This window comes from Nonomuraea sp. NPDC059007 (genome assembly GCF_042740555.1).
Lineage (GTDB): Bacteria > Actinomycetota > Actinomycetes > Streptosporangiales > Streptosporangiaceae > Nonomuraea.
The window spans coordinates 213,592-227,744 of record NZ_JBHYJD010000002.1 but is presented as its reverse complement, the minus strand read 5'-3'; the positions used below and the strand labels follow the sequence as shown (position 1 = coordinate 227,744).

The following is a 14,153-nucleotide window of genomic DNA, read 5'->3' as shown; positions in this document are numbered from 1 at the left end:
CCCCGTGATGAAGGATGAGGCTCCGGCAATCCATTCCTCGCTCAGCCTCACGTCGGTAGCCAGCTCTGCAGCCGGAAGAGCGGCAGCCCAGCAACTCTCCCCCTTCCGCCAATCGAAATAGGGAAGGACCTCTCGCACCTGCGGCTGCCGTTCCCAGCCCGGCAGGCCCATCGCCTCTTCGGCGTACATAGCGTTAAGGACAAAACCTTTTCTCCGTCGACGGCAAAGCCGACGTGATTGGTACGGTTGACGTTTCAGTAGGCGCTGTAAGCCCGCGCGCCAATACTGAGGCGAGGAAGCACCAGCGGATAGACACCTCGATACCCGTTGCACTCGAAGACTGCAACGTGCCGATCAGAACGATCGACAAGCATCGCCCAAGGCGCTGTTACAAGTCAGCGGCGGGTGGCTAAGGCGTGGCCGCGCCGGTTCGTGGTGATGAGCCACTGGCTGGGGCGTTGCCGTACGTGCGTGCCGTACGGCAGAGGGCGAGAGCCCTGCATGTCTCCATGGCAAGCGGTCCCGTACCGCAGGGCAGCCAAGGCGCGAGCAACGGAAGCCACGCGGCAGCTGATCGCCCGGCAACCTAACCCAGCCCGCGGGAGTCAAGGAGCACCCGCTTTAGGAGAGCGACAGTCACAGGGCCGGTTTGCAGGGTGTGAGCTGAACGGACGGCTACTGTAGCCCGCTCCGCCTTTAAGATCATCCCGCATATGTCCCGCGCCGGTCGACACCGGTCCACCCTGCCGCTCGGTGGGTGAGCGGGTCCGGATAGCAAGGTGGCCCAGTCTCCGAAATCCCCCATGGCCTTCGCCTGGCCGAAGCTGGCCACGGAAGCTGTCGAGGGGCAGGCACGCCCCTAAGTTGACCTTGTCTGTGTAAAGGATTACGCTTCTCCCTTGTCAGTGTCAAGGACTAACGGGTAGTCTGCACAGGAAGCGACATACGTGATGGATCGGATGGATCGCCTCCTCCGGGTGGCAAAGGAGCAGGAGTTCGATGCGTGGCAAAGCCTGAAAGGCGGCTGGTACTTCCGGAAGGACGGTCAGACGATGACCTTCCCGAGGACGCCCGAGACGCCGAGGGAGTGGTCGAACTTGATCAACACCCTGCGCAGAGGCGGTATGGACCTCTCCGCGATGGATAGCTAGTCCTGCTTCCCCGGGGTCGCGAGACGACGCGCGACCCCATTCCATCCTTAATGTCACAAAGATTCAGGAGAACCATCTCATGAACTCATCGCTCACCCTCTGGCGCATCATAATCGTAGCTGTGAGCGCCGCGGGACTGACTGACGAACAGCGAGAAGAAGTGGTTCATGCCCTACCGGGCTATCCGACCATGTCGGATGACGTCGCGACAGGGCAACTAATCGTAGAATTCGATCTCGAAGCATCTGATGAGCAGGATGCCATCAATCAAGGCGAGAAGCTCTTCACCAAGAACGCAAGAGAGATTCTGGGAGATGTGCTGACTTACGTTGGCATCACCGCATGGCGGGAAGGCGACGATTCGTCGATACCAAGAGATTTCCTGCAGCTGGTAGGGTACGCCGAGATTGCCAGCCTCCTGCAGGTGTCCCGGCAGAGGGTACGAGAGCTAGCGGAGACGCGGGCAGACTTCCCAGCTCCCATAGCCCGCTTGGCGATGGGGCCAGTATTCACGCTACGAAGCGTTCAGGATTTCCTAGATAGATGGGACCGCCGACGCGTGGGACGACCGAAAAAGGCGAGGGTCTGATGTCGGCGCAAGTATGCCATCCGGACGCTCAGTTTCAATCGGCATGGCTGTAGCGCGGGTTTCTAGCGGCCGTTGCCGGTAGGAACGCGTAGCTTGCCTTGCCCTCCGACCGTGCTCTCCACTCCGAATAAGCAGACTACCCGCATGAGATTCGGAGTGGAGAGCACAAGGCAGTGCAGAGTAACTCCACCCTTGCTGCTTCACGGACCGGTCCGTGTCCTAGCCTGGGCTTTGGTCGGGCCGCTGGCAGCCGGTCATAACCGTGCTCAATGAGCAACGCAGTAAAAGAGCGAATGTAACATGCTCTGCCTATAAGGCTGAGCTGCACGGATGCTCCGCGCGGGCCGGTCGGATAGTGCGATTGGTCCGACTTCCGTGCTGTGCTGAGCTACCACTCGCTTTAGTTCGCTACCCGAAAAGGATCTCTTCGGGGAGCCGATTGGTCACGATAGTCCGCACACCAGTCCGAATGTGCTCGAAGCAAGCGGCCAGGTCGCCTCCGTAGTCGTCGCGAGCAACCGCAGAGTTCTCGAACCAGGTCCATCCCGTATCTGCCACAACGCGGGCGACTCATTCTGCCGATACAAGACTGTCGGGATTGATGCACATGGCCTGCCGCAGAACGACCAGGCTGGTGCCGGCCAATCCGCTACCAGGTCGATACGTCCGAGGGCGGTGAATACGTTATTCCGTCGGCCAGCCTCGAACGGCTCTACAACCAACGGCGCATCCTGACCTGACGGGCCGCACTGCCGGCAGCCAGGTGCCGGAACTCCCGGACGGTAATCGGTAACGCCCAACTGGTCATCCTTCTGACCATGGCGACGTCACATATCGAGCTGACCCGTCGTACCACGGATCGCGACCGCGATGCCGTCCAGAAACATCTTCAGCCCGAACTCGAATTCCTCATCACTCCCCACCCCGGCGATATCGGTGGCATGCCGCACCATCCTGGGATGGGTCTGCGGGTCGAGACGTTCATAAAGCGTCTGACGGGCCTGCTGTTCCCCAGGATCGGTGGCGTCAAGATAGAGATTGAACTGCACAGAACCGATGATCAACGTGGCCAACGCCCCCGCGGCCGCCATCGCGTGCCTCGGACTCAGGCCCGCGCCGATGAACCGATCGACCGCGACCTCCACCCCTTGGAGCGAATTCGGACCCAGCCGCTCGGTGCCACGCAGAAGCAAGGCAACGGAGGGATGCCCGAGAAGAAAAGCGCGGAAAGCACGCGCCAGCCACTCCGCCTCCGACCGCCAGTCCAGACCCGGGGGCGGTGGTCGCAGCCCCAGCCGGATGGCTCGGTCGGCCACGATGATCGTCAGTTCGTCCCGGCTGCGGACGTGCCGGTACAGAGAGGACTGGTTGCACCCCAGGTCCTCGGCGAGCCTCCGCATGGTCATCGCCTCGATGCCGTGCTCGTCCAGCAGCCGTAGCGCGGTGTCGGCGATCGACTCCAGCGAAAGCATCCGGTTCCGCCGCCTGCGCGTGGACGGCTCGCCGCGCGCGAGCCACCAGGATGCGGAGCCCGGCCGGTCCGGCGATGAGACGCGGGCGCGGTCCGGTGAGCTGGGCTTCTCTCGTGTCATGTCGAAGTTCAGCCTCCCATGCCTTGCAGAAGCAAAACGAGATCGCCTAGCTTAAGCAAACGACGTTTGCTTAAGAAGCGAGAGGAAACAGAGTGCTGGCTGTCAGGAACACCGCCGACGGGATCCAGGTGCAGGACGTGGCCGACCCGGAGGGACCGGGCGTCCGGCTGGACATCGCATCGGCCGGGATCTGCGGCACGGATGTCGCGTTCGTCGCGAACGGCCACCAAGGCTTCACATACGGCCACGAGTTCGCCGGTACGGTCGACGGTGCCGCCTTCGTGGTAGAGCCGTCCATCTACTGCGGTCGTTGCCCGGAATGCGCGGCAGGCAACACCCAGCGCTGCGCCGACCCGGCGCACGGCACGCTGGGCATCTTCCGGGATGGCGGAATGGCGGAATCCGTGGTGGTCCCGGAATACACGCTGCTACCGCTGCCCGCCAGCCTGCCCGTACAGGATGCCTGCCTGGTGGAACCCGCCGCCGTCGCATGGCACGGCGTGCGAAAGGCCGGATTGCTGCCCGGCGAAAGAGTGGTCATCGTCGGCGGAGGATCCATCGCGCTCCTCGCGGCCGCCGTTACGCGCCACCTGGGCTTCGACGTCGATCTGGAAGCCCGCTACGAGCACCAGACGTCAGCCGCGAAGCACCTCGGCGCAGGACGCCCACAGGGCACGTACGACGTCGTCATCGACGCCGCCGGCAGCTCATCAGGCCTGGCCCGATGCGCCGAACTGGCCGCGGCCGGCGCACGGATCATCGTGCTGGGCGTCTACAACGACACCATCAGCATCCCGGCGGCACACAGCCTCATCAAGGAACTGACCTACATCAACGCCATGGCTTACGGCCGACCCGGCGGCGTGCGCGAGTTCGGCCAGGCCGCGGACATGCTCGCCACCCGGCCCGAGATCGCAGAAACCGTCATCACCCACCGATTCCCGCTGAACGCCGCCGCCGAAGCGTTCCGAGTCGCCCGCGACAGATCCGCAGGAGCGATCAAGGTGACCCTGGAGCCGCCCCGTTAAGAAACTTCTGCCAGCGAGCGCCCTGAGCCTCCGCCATCGCCTTGTTGGCGGCCACGTCCGTCTCGACCTGCTGGCGCGCGGTATGACTTCACCCCCGACCGGCCAAGCCCTTGACCGGGATCTCTCCTGGCCAAGGGCATGCGTACGCTGAAGTCCGATTTTGCATTGCCCAGGTCAGCGCACGAATCCGTTGACGATGAGCGGCAGTGAAGCGTCCATCCCTGCGACGTTCAGGACGCCGTCGTCCTTGAGGTCGCCGACCGAGTAGCCCGCCGCGGTCATCGCGGCCACGACCACACGGGCGGCCGGGCTGACGGAACGGCGGTAGGCGGCCAGAGCCTGTGCCGGGTGTGAGCGGCCGGCCCAGGTCTCGTTGTCGGTGAACACGACGATGCCGTCCACGTTGAGCCTCTCCCGCTTCGCCCAGGTGAACGGCAGCGACAGGTCGGTTCCGCCGCCCGAGGGCCGCCACCGTGCGATCTCGCGCAGGTTGGTACGCGGCGTCACCTTCGAGGCGTGGACGCTCGTGTCCACATCGATGACGTGCACGTTGCCCTTCTCGATGCGGGACAGCATGACGGCCATGGCACAGCCGACCTCGTACGGGGAGCCGATGGTGGAGCCGCCCACGACGACGCCGCTACTCCATTGGCTGCTCATGGAGCCGGATGAGTCCACTGCGATCAGCAGCCGCTTGCCGGACGGCTCGACGGTGCCGAAGGCCAGCTCGTACGTCTCCTCCAGCGCGTCCAGAATCGCAGGTACGGGCTTCCAGGTCTGGACGTCGGCGCGCGGGTTGGGCTGCGCCCGGCCGGAGCCGTAAACGCGCATGGCGAGCCAGGCGTCCATCGGGTGGATCCGGGCGCGCAAGATCGCCTCCCGGTCCGTAAGCCGCAGCACCGCCCGCGAAGTCGCCTCCGACATCGGCTTGAGGGCGCCGATGCGTGTCATGCGGGCCAGGTTGCGGATCAGGGCGGTCAGGCCGACCGTCTCGATCAACGCCTCCCACACCGTGCTCTCGCGCAGCATCGCGTCCGGCAGGAACTCCCACGGCACGTTCGCCTCCGTGACGACCCGGACCGCCTCGGCCGGTGTGGTGGCGGCCTTCGCGGTCAGGAACCGGTCCACTGCGGGCAGCTCGGCGCGGGCCTCATCGTCGGCGACATTGCCGGCGATCCAGCCGAACAGGACCTTGCGCTGGCCGTTATCGGCTGCCGGGTGAGCGATGCGCAACACATCCCGCAGGTCGAACGTCTCACCCTGAGGCGTCTTCCGCTGGCGAGCCTTGCACGCCTTGAACGCCACGCTGTCGGCGTCGCCGGCCAGGAACCAGGAACCGAGCGCCGTACGCAGCGAACGGCCGACCGTGGGCGCCGTGCCTCGGCCGGTCCGCTTTCCACCCAGGTTCTTGTAATAGCCGAAGAACTGGGCCAGGTGGTCGGTGGTGCGGGCGACCTTCGCCAGCGCGACCTTCGCCGCCTGCCGGGTGTCCGGATCACCCATGGCGTAGCACGCGGCCAGCGCGAACAGAGCAGGACGCGGCTTCGGAGCCCGCGGCGGGCGAGCCGTCGAGATCTCGGTGAGCAGCCGGACAACCCGCGGACCGTCCTCGGCGATGGCGGAGAACAGCACGCCGGCATTGTCGCCGGTGAGCTTCTTCTCGCTCACGTAGTAGGTGCCGCCCGTGGTGCCGAGGATGAGGAAGTCCTCCACCTTGGCCCACAGGTCCTTGTCGAAGACGTAGCCGCCGGCGGCGTTCTTCACCTGGTCGTCGCGGCCGGGGATCGGCTGCGTCTGCGGGGTGACGATCGCGGAGACATTCGCGAGGGGATCACGTACGGCCATGGATGCGCTCCTTCGATTCGACCCGCCCAATGGGCGGATATGACGAAGGGGAGCGGATGTGGTGATGACCGCCGAGTAAATCAGACGCGCTACCAAACTGCGCCACCACCCGAAACTTCGGGTGAGCAGGATTCGAACCTGCGACCTTCTGATCCCGATAACCGACGACCTTCGACCCGCTCCCCTGCTCGTCAGCCCTGCCGGCGGAACGGATGTGGGGGACTCACCGGTGTTAAGGCGTCCTTGGCCGCTAGACGACAGGCCGACGTGGCCGGCCCGGCAGGATTCGAACCTGCGTCACCCGCATGGGAGGCGATAACCGATAGAGATTCGACCCGTACCGCCGGCAGAGCTGACGAGCGATCAGGTCTGGAACTGACACGGATGTAGGTGCGCCCACCGGCATTAAGAGCTCTGCCAATTGAGCTACGGAGACCCAGGCCTCCGACGGGACTCGAACCCGCAACCTCTCCATTAACAGTGGATAACCGACGAGACTTCGACCCGCGCCAGCACCAGACCTGACCAGCTCACACGACCCGGGGGAAGCGCAGATGCGTTGAAGACAACCGACGCTCTTCGACCCGCGCCCTTCAGGTCCCGTGAACTGTCTCCTACGGTATCGATCAGCGTGGCGCGGCACACCTGAATATCCGACGGATCGGCCACGGCCATCATCCCGCCACCGAAACTCTCTACCAGGGCACACACCTACTCGTCTGAAAGCGCTCCCCGCCCGCAGCAAGGCTCGCCTCGCCAGCCCGCGTGAGTTGATCTAGCAACCGTCTGGCAAATGGAAACGCCGCTCCTGAGATGAGTCCACCGTCGTCCACGAGCGTCCGAGACTCGACCTCAGCCATGTCATCTCGATGGCAAGAGCACCCGCGCCGCAGGACCTCCAGGCCCGAGGAGCGGAAGCCTCGCGGCAGCCCTCATCGAATCCCGCAATCGGTCAGCCGTAGATCCCCGCCGAACGTCTCCGCGCGTACAGACCCCAAGTCGAATACGAACTCCGCTCCCACACGCTCTGTGGTGTCGTCACTATCGACCCTCTCCACGACACGTACGAGCCGTTCGCCCACGTGCCGTGCAAAAGGAACTTCGTCGGAGGCAGGGTCGATGTCGACGCGGCTTCCCAGCTCTTCCATCGCGTAGCCGAGTCGCAGCTCGGACCGTTCGACCCGAAGCGACCAGTCGGCGCGAACATCCACGTGGAGAGTCAAGGACTCCAGATGGAGCCATGCCCCGGCGACCTCGGGGACTGTGGCGTGACTCCGAATAGACGCACCCGCACGAGCTCGGAGAATTCAGGGCATCCATATCCCCGGCTTTCGACCTGTCCAGGCTTGGAGGCCAGGTGCCGCCACAAGAGCGCAGGCACGCTTGGCTTTCTAGGACAGCCCCGCTACGGGGAACCTATGGTAGTTCGGGCCGTTTCGATGAAACTCTGCAGCTGGTCGCGGAACGCCTGGTGGGCGTTGTCAAAACGGGAGCGCGCTTCCGGGGCCTCTTGCGCGATGAACCACAGTGCTCCGTTGGCATCAGTTGCCGCCCGCTTAACAGCTTCTACCCTTTCGGCAATGACTTCCGGCCCTTCGAGGAGAACTACCCTGGCGCATCGAGCCAGCGGATCATAGGCGTTCCGCAGAGCAGTACGTAAGTCCTGAATCCTTACTAACTGCTCCTGCTGCTGCGTCACCTGGATGTAGATGTCGCCGAGCCTGTAGTAGAGCTCGCCAGTGATGTGGGCCTGCTCTAAGAACTCAAGGTAGGCCGTCCGACGTGCTTCCCGAATCTGGGTATAGTGCTGAGCCCTAGCGGACGCTTCAGCCTGGATTCGTACTGTGCGAGCGTTCCCCAGGCTCGTCACCCATCCCGCCAGGATCGCTGTCCCACCTGTCAAGATCGCAACCCACATCGCGCTGTCCACGCGACCTCCTGGTCAAGGTTGGCTTGCTGAAGCTTGCTGGTTAGCCGCGAAAGGCCTTAGATAACCGTTGCTCCTATTACGTACCCACCATCGCTGTTCCGTGGCGCCCAAACCAGGGCGATCTCGAGGTACCAGCCTGTCGTGGTCGAAGCTAGCCGGGAGCGTACGTGTCCCCGAGAAGAGTGGGCACGGGCGCCAGAGAACTCACGAGTCTGTGGATGACCCGGGAAAACGCTTTAAAGATCACCTCGGATAGACTTCGCAATCAAGGCCTTACGGAGTCTGCATTCAGCTGCTTCCGGAGACCCGCCCTAGAGCCCGAGAAGCAAAGACCTGCGGCCGACAAGCCGCCGATCAGAGCCCGGTACTGTAACTACTGCCACATGTCAAGCAACGTTCGAGTGACTTGTTCGGTAGCACAGCATTGCTGGTCAACTATCGCAAGAGGGCGCTAATTTCCGCACATGACAACAAGGAGCAGGAGCAAAGGGAAGGCTGGTCCAGCTAGGTATTGGGGTTTCGTCCCCTTTGCTGCCCTTATCGCTGCTGTGGCAGGCTGGATTCCCGAGGTTGCCCCCGTCATGATCCTTAGCTTGGCCGCCCTGTCCAGCTATTTCTTCGTCTTTCGAATGCCGGTGTGGTGTGGCGCCGTTAACCGTGACGGAACATCCTGCCGTGAAAACGCATACGGCTTGCTTCTCGGCTGCCACAGGCGCCAGCACAAGTGGCAGAAGGTAAAAATGCGGTTCGCCCGCACCAAGTGGGCCAAGATGAACCGCGGCCTCTGGACCCAACCGCGCGAGTCCCTGGCAACCATTGGGGCCGTTGTTGCGGTCCTGGGGGGAGTGGCTGCTTTCGTGCCTCTCCCCTGGATGCCGAAGTGACCAGACGGATGCGCCCGGCACGTTGAAGTGTTGGTCGGCTGGGCGCGCGGTGATGGCCTGGTAGGCCCGAATCAAGCTGATTGTCGCGGTGATCTGAGCGCGTGGGCGGCGCTGGCCGCGATCGGCCGAAAAGCCGCAGCGCGGCCAGCGACCGCCCGACGCGCGCCGGCCGCCGTAGACGGGCGGCCTTTGAACCCGTAGAGAACGTTCTCATTCACCGGGATCAGGCTCGGGCTGGCTGACGAAGCTGCCCAAACCGTGGATGGTGTAGATGTCGCCCTCGTCGCGGAGAGCGCGCATGCCGTTGTGCACTGTCATACAAGCGATGCCGAACTCCTGCATCAGATCGTTCCCGCTCGGCACGCGTGATCCAGGCGACCCGGCCATCACCCTGCGCGTCTACGCCCACGTTATCACCGAGCAGGCAGCCACCGCCGCCGAGATCTTCGCGACCGCTGTTAGCAAGGGTGTTAGCAAGATCGCATAATTGTCCTGACAAAGCAGAAGCCCCTGAGCAAGAACCACCTGCTCAGGGGCTTCTGTATGCAGAGCCGACGAGGGGAATCGAACCCCTGACCTTCTGTTTACAAGACAGATACGGAGGGGTAGCTGAGACGTCGCCGCCCTGGTCAGGCATGCGGAGGGGTTCGTCGTGATGAGCCGCTGTCTGGGGGCGTTGCTGTATCTCCGTGCTGTACAGCTGAGATCATCCATTCTGAAGGCAACGAGCCCTGAGAGTGGAATGGGCGGCTGCGCTTCCGGCGCAGGCCGATTCAGTCGACCAAGTCCTTCGACGCCACCGTCTCATCTGCGGGTGGTGGTTGGATGTCCACCTTCATCCCCCAGTGTGACAACCGGAGGTCCGCATCGAAGACGTGATACGGCTCCTCGTTGGCGGTCCTGCCGCGGCTGTCATTCGGGTCGCGCCAGGAGCTCCACGCCCTGCGGACGAGTTGGTCACGGCCGATCCACAACCGCCAGGACACCTTCCAGGAGGCGTACTTGCCGGTAGGCGGGATGTTGCGGAAGCCGATGCGCATGCCCGGGTTCACTCTGTGAAGCTGGGCGAAAGTGATGCTCCCCTCGTGGAGGGTTGTGGGCACACCGTCATAGACCCCGGCGGGCCGCTTGCGCACGGTGGTGGCCAGTACCGCTCGCAGCGTGGCCGGATCGCTGAGGCTGAGATGGAATCCTGACTTCAGTACGAGCCGGCACGGCCATTCGTAGGTCACCCAGGTCTTGCCTGGCGGCAGCGGACGGTCAGGGTCGGGCTCGGCGTAGAGTTGGTAGCCGCGCTTGCCGATGCAGATGTTACGTGTGCCGTCAGGTGCCGAGTTGAAGTCCCTCAAGTCCGTCGCGACAATCTTGCCCTTGCCGAATCCGACGACACCGCGCACCGGTTCGGTCGCAGACCACTCGCCGAGCATGCGCATCCGCGAACGTTGGACGATCTTCACCCCATGGCCCGGAACGAGTTGGCGCTGAATGGCACCAGCCGGATCCACGACCGTATCGGCCCGCGCGGCAGGCCCCACAGTCACCATGGATGCGGCCATCAGCAGAACCGCCGCCGCCATACCTCGCCTCATCACGCAAAGATCCTCGCAGCGACAGATCTCATGGCGATCACGCTCCGTCGGGAGTAGGTCCTGTGAGAGGCCAAGCCGAAGCACTTCACGATGAGGGAAATGCATACCCCAAGCCAGCGGGCCAACGCACAGGTCAGACGAGAGACAAGGGTTGGTGGGATGGGATCACGCACGGCGGTGGCGCTGTCCGCCGCATCCGGCCGGCGAGCAGTTCCGCCAGCCGGTAGCAAGTGGACCCGTACCGCAGGACTCCAGGCCCGAGGAACGGAAGCCGCGGGGCAGAGCCTTCGACACCCGCATTAGGAGAGCGGGATTCCTCGGGCGAGAACCAACCTCTTGAGCTGTAGGAACTCAGGAATCGAGCACGGTCGGCTGGAAGATCGTTTCGCAAATGGTTCGCTGATCAGTAAACGTCGCTGCAGCGGTATCGGTCCGCCGGTCTGCGCCCTCGAAGATTTGCATGTTCTTCGATCCCAGGTCCGGCCACCGGGAAAACTACTCGATCAAGCGTCCGAGAAGGGCATACGCTTGCTGTGGCCTTTCGTTGCTTACGGCCTCGCACGGAACAGCCACGGAGCAGACCATGATCGGAGGTGCGTGTGGCCATACCGAAGAAGGGCTCCCGGCTCATCACCGTCGATGGTGTCGTCTACCGCTGGCGGATTCGCCACAAGCCCACCTACGACCAGGGCAACGGCTGGAGCCCTATGACATTCGCCGTCCAACTGGCCGACGCACCAGCCCAGGTCCTCGTGGTATCGCTGCCCTTCCATCGTCCCGACAGCTGGCTCGGAGAAGAGACGGCAACGGTACGGCCGGCCCTGGTAGCTGCTGTTGTGGCCAGAGCTCTGCACGCCGGTTGGCGACCTGATCAAAACGGGAGCCACGTGCGACTCGATCTCTCGCGCGACAATCTGGCAGCGCTGGCGGAGATCCTGCCAGTATTGTCGTTCGCCTCGTATCGAGCATGACCGTCCGCTTTTCAGGCGGACCGATCGCCCTGCTCGGGCGATCGAGACCGTGCTCAGCCGCGTGTGGACGGTGGCGCAGATGCGTCGGCATGTGGGGACGTTGCTGTCAGTGCTGCTGTCATCTCTGCCAAGGTCACTCGGTGGCAAGGCCCGACGGAGGAAGGCCTTGCCACCGATCGCCCCAGCCCGTACGACGGGCACCGAAGTCCGCGATCGTCACGGCTTCAGCCGCTGTGCCGCCTTCTGATCCGTAGGAAGGTTGAGAGCGTCCACAGCCGTTCCATGCCCGCCTCCTGATCTGCTGCCGGACCGCCGCGTCGTCCCGATCGATCCAGGGCAGTCCAGAGCTGCTGTTACACAGGTTGAATTCGTAGGGTCGGTCATGTCTTTGCCGGGTATCGAGGGTGAGCTCGGTCTGGGTCAGGCAACCGGTGAGCAGATGAGGCCGGTACTGGATCTTCTTCAGCTTGCGTTTGACGATCCGGACGGGTCCAGGCAGGTCGGCGACGGCGAAGTTGGCCAGGGCCCGGCGCGGTAGGGACCGGACGCCCTCGACGGGGATTAGCTCGGGTGCGTAGGCGGGTAATTGGACGATGCGCAACCAGTCGGCGTGCTCGGCGGCGAACTCGGTGAACTGGCCGGTCAGGTGCACGTTCAGGTTGTCCCAGCACCAGACCAGTGGCGCGCGCCCAGGCGCTGGTGGGTGGCCACGATCAGGTGGTAGTCGATCCAAGAGAACGTCTTGGGCTCGCCCTTGCGGCCGTGGTAGATGTGCAGGGTGTAGAACAGGTGCGGGCGTTCGCCGTCCCGTAGGCCACGACGCCGGCCCTGTTGACCCGGCCAGAACCCCCTACCGCATACCGTCACCACCACGGGCGCCGACCGGCGCCCAGGTGCGGCCCTTCGGCGCCTCAGCCCCTGCCCGGCCTCGTCTGAGGCCTATGAGGCGAACGTCAACATATAGTCGGTCGTGCGCCATGTTGGGATGCGCTCCTGTTCTCGCCTGCGCGCTGGACGAGAGACTTGGATGTCGCTGTTGCCGGCTCCCAGACGTGTAGATTCGGTCAATCTGCAAAAATCTCACTTGTCCTGTCGAGTCTGCTGGAATCCGCTAGCATCGCAGCGTGTTGCCCAAGTTCGAGTACGCGGACTTCAACAAGTTCCTCGTCAGCGTCGGGGCTCTCTTGATTGCTGCCGGGCTTGCTATTCCTATCTTCTTACTTCAAGAGAAGACGGTGGCAGGTACGCCGGAGAAAAACTTAAGAGAGCTGACGCCCATCGGTAAACAAATATTCTCGGCGCAGCAGGAGCAGATCCGTTGGCTGCTCAGCTCATGGCCGTATATCTCTGGAGGCCTCGCAGTTGCTGGTCTACTTCTGATCACCTGGGGCGGTTTAAAGTGGTGGCAGAGGCAGAAGCACCTTGTTCTTCGGGAAGAAGCCGAATTGGGCAAACTCAAGGCCGAGAAGGAGAAGCTCGACGAAGAAGTAGCTCAAATTGTTAAAGCGAAGTTGGAAAGTCCTGAAGAGGCTAGTGAGTCGGTAGAGAGAAAGGCCGAGGAGGTCGTTGAAGAAGTATCCGTTGATCAGCATGCCGCGAGCGTGAATGGGCAGGCGTCTCCTCCTCAACCGCGGAGTGACGTCTCGGCAAACATAGCTAGAAATGCACGCGCATCCATAACTCGACACTATGTCGACGCTGAAGATGCAGCTGTGAAGCTCGTCACCCGTCTGATGGGGCGAGATGGCGAAGCCTTCCAAAATGTCAAGCTTGGTAAGGCGGCACGTGTGGACGCGGTGGCTATCGGACCTCGTCTAAGTCTCGGAATAGACGTCAAGCTCCTTACCGAGTCAAACTGGCGTCTTAATGTGCGAAAGCGCGTCCTCGACGCATTGAAGTTCTCGCTCGACATGCAGAATCTGTCGGAGAAGGAGTATGGTCGCAGGTTGCGGCCGCTTATAGTATGGGCGCTGCACGCTGAGCCAGGAGCGGTGGTTGAGGATGACGTCCTACATGCCGCAGCGCACAGACTGGCAGCGGAATTCGAGCCACACCTCCGCACCTTTGAAGAGCCGCCACTGTTCCTTATCGCCGACTCTCAGAAGCTTCGAGATCTGCCTGATGCGTCCGACCAGGATATACGGATCATAGAAAACTGGGCGAGGGGGCCTAGGAGCTTTATCTTGACGGTTCCGTCGGAGGGGGCTTACTCGGCCATGACGCCTCTAACGGCTTGACTCCGCGCTGGCCCCTGGCGCCACGCGGAGTCACGCCGTTGGTGGCTGCTGCTTCTCCTCGGTGCTGCACGATAAGGACTGTCACTACGGACAGCATCACGCAAAGACCGGTGGCCGGACCGACGAAGTCGGTTCGCGGCAGCGATCGCCCCAACCGCCAGTGCCGGTACCGAAGTGAGCGATCGTCGCGGCCCGACCAGTTCGATGCGAAGCCACTTGATCGCGGTCTTTATCAAGCTCCTTAGCCGGACTGAACCGTGTAAACAGTCTGGTGAGGTCCATAGACGTCCACACTTGTACGCCTCGGTTGTCACGCAGTTGGTCACTCAGCAGCGCG

The 14,153-nt window shown here is 63.1% G+C and carries 12 protein-coding genes and 1 tRNA gene; 6 read left to right on the top strand and 7 right to left on the bottom strand.

From position 1 onward, the window contains the following. The first annotated feature begins 959 nt into the window (after window positions 1-959). A complete protein-coding gene (locus ACFWY5_RS03835; RefSeq protein ID WP_379614699.1) occupies window positions 960-1,151 on the top strand; it encodes a hypothetical protein in 192 nt (63 codons plus the stop codon). Between the two features lie 79 nt (window positions 1,152-1,230). Further along, entirely contained in the window at window positions 1,231-1,740 is a 510-nt protein-coding gene (locus tag ACFWY5_RS03830) for a hypothetical protein (protein ID WP_379630479.1), read from the top strand. A gap of 827 nt (window positions 1,741-2,567) precedes the next feature. Here ACFWY5_RS03830 and ACFWY5_RS03825 read toward each other — a convergent pair. Continuing rightward, complete coding sequence (locus tag ACFWY5_RS03825) at window positions 2,568-3,332, bottom strand: TetR/AcrR family transcriptional regulator C-terminal domain-containing protein (protein ID WP_379630478.1); 765 nt, start codon at window positions 3,330-3,332, stop codon at window positions 2,568-2,570. A 92-nt stretch (window positions 3,333-3,424) separates the two neighbouring features. Between ACFWY5_RS03825 and ACFWY5_RS03820 the strand changes: the two genes are divergently transcribed. Then, window positions 3,425-4,360: a zinc-binding dehydrogenase gene (locus ACFWY5_RS03820; RefSeq protein WP_379630477.1), complete on the top strand. Its 936-nt coding sequence runs from the start codon at window positions 3,425-3,427 to the stop codon at window positions 4,358-4,360. A 174-nt stretch (window positions 4,361-4,534) separates the two neighbouring features. Here the strand turns inward: ACFWY5_RS03820 and ACFWY5_RS03815 are convergent, their stop codons facing one another. The 3 genes from ACFWY5_RS03815 to ACFWY5_RS03805 all read right to left on the bottom strand — a co-directional run bounded on the left by ACFWY5_RS03815 (window position 4,535) and on the right by ACFWY5_RS03805 (window position 8,135). Next, window positions 4,535-6,205 (bottom strand): TROVE domain-containing protein, encoded by a 1,671-nt coding sequence (locus tag ACFWY5_RS03815; protein ID WP_379630476.1) that lies wholly within the window; start codon window positions 6,203-6,205, stop codon window positions 4,535-4,537. A 932-nt stretch (window positions 6,206-7,137) separates the two neighbouring features. Continuing rightward, a complete protein-coding gene (locus ACFWY5_RS03810; RefSeq protein WP_379630475.1) occupies window positions 7,138-7,416 on the bottom strand; it encodes a hypothetical protein in 279 nt (92 codons plus the stop codon). A gap of 194 nt (window positions 7,417-7,610) precedes the next feature. Beyond that, window positions 7,611-8,135, bottom strand: coding sequence for a hypothetical protein (locus ACFWY5_RS03805; protein WP_379630474.1), 525 nt, complete (start codon window positions 8,133-8,135; stop codon window positions 7,611-7,613). A 1,209-nt stretch (window positions 8,136-9,344) separates the two neighbouring features. On the opposite strand from ACFWY5_RS03805, the gene ACFWY5_RS03800 reads away from it, so the two are divergent. Then, window positions 9,345-9,506 carry a hypothetical protein gene (locus tag ACFWY5_RS03800; RefSeq protein ID WP_379630473.1) on the top strand — a complete coding sequence of 54 codons (162 nt, stop codon included), beginning with the start codon at window positions 9,345-9,347 and terminating at the stop codon, window positions 9,504-9,506. A gap of 62 nt (window positions 9,507-9,568) precedes the next feature. Here the strand turns inward: ACFWY5_RS03800 and ACFWY5_RS03795 are convergent. Together ACFWY5_RS03795 and ACFWY5_RS03790 are read right to left on the bottom strand one after the other, a co-directional pair. Further along, a tRNA-Thr gene (locus tag ACFWY5_RS03795) sits at window positions 9,569-9,641 on the bottom strand. A gap of 151 nt (window positions 9,642-9,792) precedes the next feature. Continuing rightward, the gene (locus tag ACFWY5_RS03790; protein ID WP_379630472.1) at window positions 9,793-10,596 is read right to left on the bottom strand and encodes a hypothetical protein; all 804 of its coding nucleotides are present in this window, start codon (window positions 10,594-10,596) and stop codon (window positions 9,793-9,795) included. Window positions 10,597-11,207: 611 nt separating this feature from the next. Here ACFWY5_RS03790 and ACFWY5_RS03785 point away from each other — a divergent pair. Next, window positions 11,208-11,579 (top strand): hypothetical protein, encoded by a 372-nt coding sequence (locus ACFWY5_RS03785; RefSeq protein WP_379630471.1) that lies wholly within the window; start codon window positions 11,208-11,210, stop codon window positions 11,577-11,579. A 133-nt stretch (window positions 11,580-11,712) separates the two neighbouring features. On the opposite strand, the gene ACFWY5_RS03780 is transcribed toward ACFWY5_RS03785, so the two are convergent. Further along, window positions 11,713-12,312, bottom strand: a complete 600-nt coding sequence (locus tag ACFWY5_RS03780) for a transposase (protein WP_379630470.1) — start codon at window positions 12,310-12,312, stop codon at window positions 11,713-11,715. Between the two features lie 391 nt (window positions 12,313-12,703). On the opposite strand from ACFWY5_RS03780, the gene ACFWY5_RS03775 reads away from it, so the two are divergent. Beyond that, window positions 12,704-13,816, top strand: a complete 1,113-nt coding sequence (locus ACFWY5_RS03775; protein WP_379630469.1) for a hypothetical protein — start codon at window positions 12,704-12,706, stop codon at window positions 13,814-13,816. Window positions 13,817-14,153 lie beyond the last annotated feature (337 nt).

What these genes read in the sequence shown, in the direction of transcription:
- ACFWY5_RS03825 (WP_379630478.1), bottom strand. Translation starts at nt 3,332, where the DNA reads ATGACACGAGAGAAGCCCAGCTCACCGGACCGCGCCCGCGTCTCATCG.
- ACFWY5_RS03815 (WP_379630476.1), bottom strand. Translation starts at nt 6,205, where the DNA reads ATGGCCGTACGTGATCCCCTCGCGAATGTCTCCGCGATCGTCACCCCG.
- ACFWY5_RS03835 (WP_379614699.1), top strand. Translation starts at nt 960, where the DNA reads ATGGATCGCCTCCTCCGGGTGGCAAAGGAGCAGGAGTTCGATGCGTGG.
- ACFWY5_RS03800 (WP_379630473.1), top strand. Translation starts at nt 9,345, where the DNA reads ATGCCGAACTCCTGCATCAGATCGTTCCCGCTCGGCACGCGTGATCCA.
- ACFWY5_RS03830 (WP_379630479.1), top strand. Translation starts at nt 1,231, where the DNA reads ATGAACTCATCGCTCACCCTCTGGCGCATCATAATCGTAGCTGTGAGC.
- ACFWY5_RS03790 (WP_379630472.1), bottom strand. Translation starts at nt 10,596, where the DNA reads ATGGCGGCGGCGGTTCTGCTGATGGCCGCATCCATGGTGACTGTGGGG.